The organism is Chitinophaga sp., assembly GCF_036566945.1.
GTDB lineage: Bacteria > Bacteroidota > Bacteroidia > Chitinophagales > Chitinophagaceae > Chitinophaga.
The window spans coordinates 1-11,832 of sequence record NZ_DATCVJ010000826.1 but is presented as its reverse complement, the minus strand read 5'-3'; the positions used below and the strand labels follow the sequence as shown (position 1 = coordinate 11,832).

Below are 11,832 nucleotides of genomic sequence, written 5' to 3'. Positions count from 1 at the left end.
GTAATACCGGATAAATACTGGTAAACCAACCTACTGTGCGGCCTACATCGAGGCCCTCTGTTAACTCTTCCCTTCCATGGCTTTCCTGATCTATCTGCAATGCCCCCGGGCCATAATGTTTATTGACACTCATGAGGAAAGCGGCCAGTAAAATGTCGTTCATCTGAGTGCTGAAAGGTTTGTGTACCTCACCCAGCAGCCTGGCCGTCAGTTCCTCATCCAGCTGAAACTTCAGCGTCTCTGTCGTATCAGTGAGGTTTAATCCGGCAGGATCAGCGCTGCGGATATTTACCTGTTTTCTGTTCAATGCAGCATTCCAGTAGCTGATCGCATTTTTATGTTTGGAGGTATCCCTATATGCAATGATTTTTTCCGACCAGGTTTTGAAAGCATCTGTTTTTAAAGGTAATTGCAGGGGAAGACCTGTTTTTAATTGTGTATATAATGTTTCGATGTCTTCGAACAGTATGCGCCATGACACACCGTCTATAATCAGGTGATGCACCACTATCAGCAGGCGTGTGCCGTCGCTCATATCAAACAGGCCCAACTTCATCAATGGTCCGTTTTCGAGGTCAATACTACTTTGTATCTGATTACATATCGCCAGTAGTCCGGCCTGGTCCGTCACATTTTCAACTACACAGGACAGGGAATGGTCGAGGCCCCGGTTATACTGTACCACGCCATATTCAGATGGTGCGTACACCATTCTCAGTGCATCATGGTGATTTTGCAGTGCGGTAAAAATGGTCAGTACTTCCTGTGCTGAAATTCTCTGCGGGAAGTTGAGCATAACGGATTGGTTGTACTGCGACTTTGCCATTATTTTACTGTCGAAAAACCTGCGCTGTACACCGGTGAGTGGTATTTCCCCGCTAACGACAGATTGATCAGCTACTTTTTTCAATGGTTTAAGACGGGTCGCTAATAGGCCGATCGTCTGAAAGCTAAACGTATCTTTTACAGACATATCATATCCTGCTGTTCTCAACCTGGAACGGATTTGTATGGACTTTATAGAGTCACCGCCAATGGCAAAGAAATTGTCTGTGGTACTTATTTTATCAAGACCAAGTACTTTTGCCCAGATGCCGCATAGCAGCTGTTCCTCTTTGGTTACCGGTGCTGCATAGGCTGCCTCCCTGCTTTGTTCGGGTGCTGGCAACATTTTGCGGTCTACTTTCAGACTGCTCGTAAGCGGCATTTTTTCCAGCCATACAAAATGTGCGGGTAACATATAATCCGGCAGAGAAGCCAGCAGGAAACTACGTAGATCTGCAGCCGGAATTTCTTTTTCTGCTGTATAATAAGCAACGAGGTATGAATTTTCCCTGAGAATAACAATGGCCTCTTTCACCTTGTTATAGCTACGCAGGCGGCTTTCTATTTCGCCCAGTTCAATTCTGAATCCCCTGATTTTTACCTGGTTGTCGCGTCTTCCCAGGAATTCTATGCGGCCCTCAGCTGTCCACCGTGCAAGATCACCTGTTTTATACAGGCGTTCATCCTGCCTGTAGGGATTTACAACAAATTTGTCTGCGGTTAATTTTTCATCACCCAGATAACCCATACCTACGCCGGCGCCACCAATACACAGTTCACCTACACTACCCAGTGGTAACAGTTCATTGTATTTACCCAGGATATAGCACTGCGTATTACTGACAGGCTTACCGATTGTTGGCTGTTGTGCATACCCGTCGAAGGTATCCCGGTCAATATACTGTGCAATGGAACCTATCGTTGTTTCTGTAGGACCATAGTGATTGATGAATTGCGTATGCGGTGCAAATGCCAGTGCTTTTCTGACATCTTCCGGTTTAATCGCTTCACCACCGATAACGATATACTTAAATGATGACAGTGATTTTTCTGTAAAGCTGTCTGCATCCAACAATGTCAGGAACAGCGATGGCGTAATTTTAAGATGTGTAATCCCGTGTGTATCGAAGTAGGCCAGCAATTCATCCGGAGAATGATATAGTTCCTGCGGCACCAGATGCAGGCTACCACCTGTCATCAGGATGGGGAAGATACTGGTAAAACCACCATCGAAAGTAATAGACGTGGTCAGTATCAATTTATCAGCACTGCTCAGGTGTGTAAACTGCTGATACCAGCAGATGTAGTTAACAAGATTGGTATGAGATATCTTCACGCCCTTGGGCTTACCGGTACTGCCAGAAGTATAAATCACATATGCCAGATCATCTTTCTTCACCTGCACCATTACTTTTTCTACACTCACCTGCTGCAAAGTGCTGGCATCAAGCAGCAGCTTCCTGCCGGTAAATGATAAAATGTTTTGCAGATTTTTTTCGGTAATCAGAATGTCGCATCCGCTATCTGCCAGTATACGTTCACTTCTTTCTGACTTATGTGCGGGATCTAATGCCAGGAAGGCTTTCCCGGCTTTTAACACCCCCCATATACTTATCATCAGTTCGAAGCCGGGCTCAAAATAGAGTGCCACCAGCGGATGCCCGGTTTGCAGGATCATCAGCTCCTGTGCCACGTAATCGCTGTAACGGTCCAGATCTGCATAGCTTAGCTTTTCACCATTACACATCAGCGCTGCATGATCAGGGGTCAGCGCCACCTGCCGGGCAAACATATCTACAAGGCTGTCGTTGGCAGGAAAGACTGTTGCTGTTTGATTAAATGCCAGCAATAACTGGTTTTCTTCTTCGGCAGACAACATATTGATCTGCGAGAGCGGCTTTGCGGGGCTGGCTGCCACTGCCTGAATAATGCGATGAAGATAGTCCATGAAGCGGGCAGCCGTTGCCGCCTCAAAAAGATCGCAGGCATAGGTGAGTTCTAAGAACAACTGCCCTTCCTGATCCTCTTTGGCCAGCAGGGTCAGGTCCCATTTCGCCATTGGATGCGCTTCTTCATAGGGCGCTAATTCCAGGCCGGCTATGTGTAATGCTTCGGAAGCAAAGTTCTCGTAGGAAAACATCACATCAAACAGTGCATTCCTGCCGGCATCGCGGGACAATTTCAGTTCATCCACCAATGCTTCATATTGATAGGCACGATGCTGCAAACAGGCTAATGTTTTCTGTTTTACCTGTGCCAGCAATCCGTTAAAGCTTTGCGTTTCATCCACCACATTGCGGATGGCCAGTGTATTGACAAACATACCTACAATCCCTTCCAGATCAGCATGGTCCCTGCCAGCAACCGGTACGCCTATAACAATATCATCCTGGTTACTCAGTTTTCTCAACAGCACATTAAAAATTGACAACATTGTCATGAACAGGGTGGCTCCCTGCTTTTCACTGATGTGAATCAGCTGTGCTGTTAGTTCCCTGCCTAGCGTAAAAGAGGTACTACCACCGCGGTAGCTTTTGTTCAACGGGCGTTGAAAATCGGCAGGCAAATGCAGGGCATCGGCTTCTTCCTCAAACTGTTGTTTCCAGAACGCCTTCTGAGCCGACAGCAGCACCTGTTGCTCTGCACCCTGCTGCCATTCCGCATAGTCTTTATATTGTAAGGCTGGCACTTCCAGCTCACCACCTTCGTAAAAGCGCATGAAGTCTCTGATCAGAATACCCTGCGATACGCCATCTGTAATGCTGTGATGCATATCTAACATTAACAGGTATTCCTGCTCAGCGATCTTCACCACACCTACTCTGAGCAGCGGTGCCTGGCTGAGATCAAAAGGTTGTACAAATCTTTTCACAAAGGCGTCCAGATCATGTTCCTGACCGGCGGTAAAATATTGTAATTCAAAAGGGACTTGCGCCGCTATCTGTTGTACGGGTTTACCTTCTATGGAAAGTACCATGCTGGTACGAAGGCTCTCGTGACGATGGATTAGTTTTTTAAACGAATTATTGAGGCGGTCTATGTCCAGTGTACCTTTTAACCGCATCACTCTTGGCAGGTTGTATGCCAGGGAAGCAGGCTCCAGTTCATGCAGAAAATATAAACGCAGTTGGGAAGAAGACAAGGGATAATAGTCTTTTAATACCGCCCGGGTAACAGCTACCTGTTTCACAGTTGACTGTTGTATATGATGGCTCAGTGCCCGGATATTTGGCTGCCTGAAAAAGTCAGCAATCGTGATGTCGGCATGAAAATGCTTTTGGATGCGGGCTACCATTGTCAATGCTTTCAGGGAATCCCCACCGGTTTCAAAGAAGTCCGCATCGGGGTGTATTCCTGTTTTTCCAAAGAAATCCTCCCATAGTTTTATAAGTCGGTCTTCAATGGATTCGTCTGCCTGTACTTCCATTGCAGCACTGTTGTCTGCGACAAGCTGTTTTTTACTGATCCAGTTATCCAGCCGTTGCTGCAGGTCCGAATCTGATACAACGATCTGTGGTAGCTGCATCAGTGAAAATGCCTGCTCAAAAATCTGGTAGATGGGAGTTGAAAAATTCAGCCCGTCAAAATTGATGCTTTGCCATTGCTGTAATAATCCTTTCTCACGCTGCGCAGTGATGTAATGGTCCATATAGGCATTTGCAGGCGCATAGGCGGCAAAACCCAATCCACCCAGGACAGCAGAGAGGGAGGAGGTGAGGAAGCAAAAATCAAGCTCCCTGCTGCCAAATATGGCATCCAGATTTTCTAACCCCTGCACTTTAGGTGCAAACTGGCGCTCAAAATCTGCGGGGGTTAATTCATGCAGTTGTTTTGATTGCAAATCAATATTGCCGGCAGCATGAATAATGCCTGAAACAGGCCCAAGCTGCGCCTCTATCTGCTGTATGGCTGCTTGCAGTGCGTGAAGATCTGATACATCACAGGTCCGATACATAATATTGCCTGGCAAACGTTCCAGCGCCTGATAACGGCTAAGCTTATCGTTATCAGGGTTCTCCGCCAATGCCGTACGGCCCAGTAAAGCCACCTTTGCTTCGAAGCGGGTTTGCAGATAAGTAGCAAGATGATGGCCCAGTTGACCAAGACCACCTGTGATCAGGTAAGTTCCTCCCTGTTTAAAGGGACTTTTGCTGATGGCAGTAACGGCATCAAATACCTGTACCCATCTTTGTTGGTTTCTGACCGCCATCACCTTACCGGGTACGGCGCCTGCGATAGTGTCGTATAGTGTTTGCTTATTAAAATCTACTGACAGGGAAATATCTATATGACTTGTGGTAACGCCGGGATATTCCTGTGCAATTACCTTCATCAGTGCGGTTGACAGTGACTGTGCAACGAGCGGCTTCTCATGGCCATTGATGGTATACAAATCATTTGTCAGCAGTACAATTTCCTTTTCAGACAGCTGGCCGGTTTTATGTAAAGCTTTGACCAGTGTTACCAGGTGATAGAAAGGGAGTTCCCAGGAATAAATAATTTTTTCGGGGAAGTGCAGCGCGCTGATTAAAAGACCATAATCAGCCTCGTTGCCATGCCGAAGCTCATACACGGTAGCGGAAAGCTGCTTAAATGCCTGGCCTGACTTTACCACAATGTACCCGGTTTCATCCAGGCCGGCAGCATGCGTATCTGTAAAGAGAATGCCCGGCTGAGGGTTGTGCTGCGTGGGTGTAAGCCGCTCTTTTTTCCAGGTAGGCACATACAGAGATTGTTTAGGAGCTGAGCTACCCTGCGCGATCAGGTCTGTGATCATTTCATAAGCATTCACGTCAGCAGGATATACTACTTCCGCAAATGAATAGGCAGGCAAAGAAATTTTCTGTCGTTGCTCCTGCTGATAGAAAAGGTCCCAGCTGGGTATTACGCCATTTGACCACAGCATGCCCAGCCCCGCTAATAAGTGGTGTAGATCAGTACCAGTTTCTCTGGCACGTTTGCCAAGACTCACCACCACATTTTTATTGGTGCGTACCAGTGAGCTCAGTACTTTTCCCGGCCCTACTTCTACGAACACTACCTGTTTGCCGGCCTCTAACCCTGCTATTCCTTCTGCAAACGCCACGGGCTGACGCAAATGCTTTACCCAGTATTGCGGATCTGCGATCATGTCATCAGTCGCCTGCGTACCGGAAAGATTTGATATAAACGGAATGCGTATAGGATGGAACTGCACTTTTTTCACTGCCGCTTCGAATTCATTCAATATGCCATCCATCATGTAAGAGTGGAAGGCATGTGATGTTTTTAATATAGTCGCAGTATGCCCTGCGGCTTCCATCACCGTCTTAAAATGAGCGATGGCATCATCCGTGCCAGCCACTGTGCATTGCTCCTGACTATTAACAGCCGCCAGTGAAACAAGCGGCGTTTTTTCCAGGTAGGGTTGTAATTCCCCGCGTGAGATGGAGATGCCCAGCATACTACCTTTAGGGGATTTCTGCATCAGTGCACCTCGTGTTACCACCAGTGTGAGTGCATCGGACAGTGACATGGCGCCGCTGATGCAGGCTGCGATGTATTCACCTATGCTGTGACCAATCATCATATCAGGCTGTATGCCCCAGCTGATCAGCAATTGCGCCAGGGCGTATTCCACTACAAATAATGCAGGCTGTGTATATTCCGTTTCATGAAGGATATCTTTAGGCCCTGAATATGCCGGGTCAAACAACAGTGGTTTCAGGTCTTTGCGGGAACATTGCTGTATGATAGCGAGGCAACTGTCTGCTGCTTTTCTGAAAGTAGCTTCCGTTTCATACAGTCCACAAAACATATCGGCGTATTGCGCACCCTGACCTGAAAACATAAATACCACCACTGGTTTTGCCTGGTCTGTTACTACGCCTGTGCTGCCACCGGTCGGATGAAATGCATGATCTTTTGCCACCATCGCTTTCCTGTATGCAAATGGTATACGGCAGGTTTGCAATGTATACGCAGCATCTGCCAGGTTCACACCTGGATTGGCCTGCAGGAATGTTTTAAAACGTTCAATATTTCTGTCCAGTGCCGCTGCTGTTTTTCCAGAGAAGACCAGTAGCTGTTCGGGGCTGCCAGCTGTGGAAACGTTTGGTGCAGGGGCTTCTTCCAGTATCACATGGGCATTGGTGCCGCCAATACCAAAAGAACTCACCCCTGCCCTGAGCGGATATTTATCACTATGCCACTCGCGCAGCTGTGTATTTACATAAAACGGACTCTCCTCAAAACTGATTTTTGGATTAGGCGAACTAAAATGCAGGGAAGGAGGCAATTGCCTGTGTTGTAAGGCCAGTACTGTTTTAATCACTCCAGCTACACCAGCAGCAACGTCGAGGTGACCTATATTGGATTTTACAGATCCTAACGCACAGTATTTTTCCTTGCTATTACCAAAGACGCGGGTCAGTGCTTCCACTTCTACCGGGTCTCCCAGCCGGGTGGCAGTGCCATGTGCTTCTACATAACCAATGCTGTCTGCAGACACCCCCGCCCATTTCTGTGCGGTCATAATGGCTTCTGCCTGCCCATCTACACTGGGTGCAGCATACCCTACTTTATTTTTACCATCGTTATTGACGCCGGTACCTTTGATCACTGCCAGGATATTATCCCGGTCGGCCAGTGCATATTTCAATCTTTTCAGCACGATGACGCCAGCGCCTTCGCCACCCACCGTACCGTTAGCTTCCGCATCAAAAGGTCTGCAATGACCGTCGGCAGAATTAATCATGCCTTCTTTGTAGAGATAGCCTTTCTTTGAACGATTAACGATCGCCACACCACCTGCGATGGCAACATGACATTCCTCCAGCAACAGGCTCTTACACGCCTGATGAATAGCTACGAGAGAAGTGGAACACGCCGTATCAATAAAAAGGGAAGGGCCTTTCAGGTTCAGCAGATAAGATATCTTTGTTGGCATAAACCGCACATTACTCAACTGCGAAGCCGAAAAATTATCTACTTGTCCTTCCCGGTTCATCAATTCCGCATAGGCCTCCCAGTTAAAATTGTTTGCGCCACCGGCAAACAAACCAATCCTGGTCTGCTGTTTCTCCAGGTTCAAACCCGCATCTTCCATGGCTTCCCACACACATTCATGAAAAATCCTCATCTGCGGGTCCATTAACCTGGCTTCATCCGGGGTATAGTTAAAAAACGCTGCATCAAAACTGGCCTTACCTTCGAGATAGCTATTGGCTTTCACATACAGGGGGTCGCTGATCAGGTGATCCGGTACGCCTGCTTCCTTCAGTTCTTCATCCGTAAAATGCTGCACAGACTCCACGCCGTTTTTCAGGTTATCCCAGAATTCCCCAACGTTTCTGGCGCCGGGAAATCTTCCGGCCATCCCTACTATTGCAATTTCTAGTCCGCTGTACTTTTCCATTATAATTTTTTCAAAAGGTTCAACGTATCATGTGCTCCCACCAATGCCTGGTCAATATCTACCATCATTTCCTTCAGGTCCGGGCTTTCCTGGCTGATAAATTTCTGTATAGCCCGTACTGTTGGCAGACCAAACATGCCGGCAATGGAGATATTACAATCAAATGCGGTATTGACCCGATCGCGCACGGCAATGATCTTAATAGAGTCTCCACCCATATCAAAAAAGCTGCGGGTTACGCTGATCAGCGCTTTGTCAATCCTGAGTACATCACTCCAGATTTCCACCAGCTTATCTTCTATTTCATTAGCGCTGGCTTCAAAATGATCTTCCGCATGAAAGGCAGGTGCGGGCAATGCACGCCTGTCCAGCTTACCATTGACAGTAATCGGCAATGCTTTCAGGTGAACAAAATGGGCAGGTATCATATATGCGGGCAGGTGTGCAGACAACAGGCTGCGGAGCAGTGCCGGTGCAATTTCATCTGGCGCTACATAATAGGCTACCAGATCGCCTTCTTCACTCAGGATGGTAACCGCTTCACTGATCTGTTCATGATGCAGCAGCTGGTGACTGATTTCACCCGGTTCAATACGCAGGCCCCTGATCTTTACCTGATCATCCAGTCTTCCCAGATAGCTGATATTGCCATCCGGCAGCCAGCAGGCCAGGTCTCCGGTTTTGTATAACCGTTCTCCGGTCAGCGGACTGGTAATAAATTTCTCTGCTGTCAATGCAGGTAATCCGATATATCCCCTGCTCAATCCCACACCGCCTATATATAACTCACCAGCTACACCTATCGGTGATAATTGTTGCTGTTTGTTTAGTATATAAAGACTGGTATTATGTATTGGCTTACCAATGGGGATGCTGGCAGGAATATTATTAAATGCACACTCATAATAAGAAACATCGACCGTAGCTTCCGTAGGTCCGTACAGGTTTACCAGACGGGTGCCGTACTCCTGATGTAATTCCCGGCCAAAGCTTTTTACCTGCGCTGTACCCAGTGCTTCTCCGCTGGCAAAAACAATCCGCAACGCACTCAGCTCATACTGGCGTCGGTTGGCAATTTCTGTGAGGAAAGCGTGGAGCATCGTTGGTACGAAATGAATGACTGTTACACCCTGCCGTTCTATTACTTCTGCCACCTTACGCGGATCTTTTTCTTCATCCGGCGCCAGTAAACAAAGGCTTGCGCCAGTAATTGACCACCAGAATAATTCCCAGACAGAGACATCAAATATTAACGGGGTTTTCTGCAACAGTACATCGGTTGCTGTAAGCGGGTATTCGTGCTGCATCCATAGCAAGCGGTTCACGATAGCATGATGTTCAATCATTACACCTTTTGGCGTACCGGTAGAACCGGAGGTATAAATGATATAAGCCAGATCATTACCGGTTGGTCTTTCGAATTTCGTTTTTGTGGTGTAAGCCTTTATATCAGCGAGGGACGTTTCCAGGTCTACTACCTGACAGTCTTCTGCCGTTAGCGAGGTAATAAATGTACTACGGCTCATCAACACTTTCATACCGGAGTTAGCTATAATGGTACTTGTACGCGCAGCTGGATTGTGTACGGATAATGGTACATAGACGCCACCGGATTTCATGATGCCGAAAATCACCGGTAACAGTTCCGGTTCTCGTTCCAGCAACACGCCCACCCGGTCTCCCTTGCTAATCTGAACCACTTCACGCAGATAACCGGCTACCTGTTCTGAACGTTCGTGAAGTTCGCTATAAGTTAACCTGGTGTCGGCACAGGTAACCGCCAAGCGATCAGGACTTTTTTGTACCTGTGCGGCAAAGAGGTCCATAATTGTTTGCGTATGCGGGTATGGCACCTGCGTTGTATTAAATTTTACCAGCAGTTGCTCACGTTCTTCTCTACTCAAAATGTCTATTTCAGACAATTTAATATCCGGGTTTGCTACTACCTGGCCCACGATACGCTTCCATGCCGCGATCATTTTTTCAATGCGTGCTTTACGAAATAAGGCGGTTGCATATTCAAAATGTAACACCAAGCCTTCAGGCGATTCCTCTGCTATCAGGGTCAGATCAAACTTGGCAGCACCATGTCCGCTGTCACGGGATGACAGTTTCAGACCAGGTATTGTCAACGCTGACTGATCTGTATTCTGTAACACAAACAGTACGTCAAACAGGGGATTGCGCCCGGTATCTCTCGGTACGTTTAATGCGCTGATCAGTTCTTCATACTGATAGGACTGATGTTCAAAACCCTGCAGGGACTTCGCTTTCACCTGCCTGAGAAAATCGCTGAACCGCAATTCGCCGGCAGGATTATTCCGCATCACCAGTGTATTGATAAAGACCCCGATAATACCTTCCAGATCTGCATGATTTCTGCCGGCTACCGGTGTACCTATACAAATATCTTCCTGGTTACTCAACTTGCTCAGCAGTACATTGAATAATGACAACAAGGTCATGAACATCGTGGCGCCTTCTGCGTCGCCTATGCGTTTGAGCTGATCAGTGGTTATTTTGTTTAATGCAAAACGGCTGTTTGCACCTGCATAACTTTTCACCAGCAAACGCGCATCATCTGTGGGTATATCCAGTACACTTACCGGTACTGCAAACTCCTGCATCCAGTATGCACGTTGGGTTTCCAGCTGTTGCTGCTGACGCTCTCCCCGCTGCCATTCTGCATAATCTTTATATTGTAATGTCAGTGCTGGTAATGCCTGTCCGTTATAAATTGACATGAAGTCTTTGATCAGGATACCCTGCGACACACCGTCTGTAATAATATGGTGCATATCCACCACCAGCACATGCAGGGTGGCCGACAGCCTGATTAAACCAGCACGGAGCAATGGCGCATTACTTAGGTCAAATGGCCTGATAAAATCCCTGATCACCGCGTCAACATCCGAATCATCCGCCTCCAGCAGCTCCAGCTCAAATGGTACTTCCTCCGCCATCTGCTGGTACACTTCTCCATTGATCAAACGGAAACTGGTACGCAAACTCTCATGACGTGCTATCAGCTGACTGAAAGCCAGTTCCAGTTTTTTCAGTTCCAGCACACCTTCCAGCTCTACTACCTGTGCAAGGTTGTAGGCCAGGGAGGTACGGTCAAACTCATGCAAAAAGTACAGCCGCTGTTGTCCGGAAGAGGCATGATAATATTCCTTTGTTTCCGCCTTGCTAATCGCTTCATATGCTGCAGCATTGTCTTTACCGTTTATGGCTGCTGCCAGTCGCCTGATATTTTCAAGTGCTATCAGCTGTGCCAGGGAAAACTCTTTACTAAACGCCTGCTTTAACCTGTTAGCCAGGTAGACCAGTTTCAAGGAATGACCGCCCAGCTCAAAAAAGCTACGATACACGCCGATTGATTCCTTATCCAGTTTTAACACATCGCTCCAGATAGCCACCAGTTTTTCTTCCGTTTCATTAGATGCGCGCTGATCTGTTTCGGCCGGACCGGTTTCCACATCAGGCAAAGCCTGGTAATCAATCTTACCATTCACGGTTTGCGGTAAATGGGGCAGGTGTACAAAGTAGGAAGGCACCATATATTCAGGCAGCATTTCCAGCATATGCGCACGCAATGCGGAGGGGGTTAA

The 11,832-nt window shown here is 47.4% G+C and carries 2 protein-coding genes; both read right to left on the bottom strand.

The window, feature by feature from the left end; all coding sequences use genetic code 11:
• The coding region (locus tag VIP81_RS25005; RefSeq protein WP_331967735.1) for a non-ribosomal peptide synthetase/type I polyketide synthase at positions 1 to 8,221 on the bottom strand (8,221 nt) is incomplete at its 3' end.
• A partial coding sequence (locus tag VIP81_RS25000; RefSeq protein ID WP_331967734.1) for an amino acid adenylation domain-containing protein occupies positions 8,221 to 11,832 on the bottom strand: 3,612 nt, incomplete at its 5' end. The genes VIP81_RS25000 and VIP81_RS25005, both read right to left, overlap by 1 nt.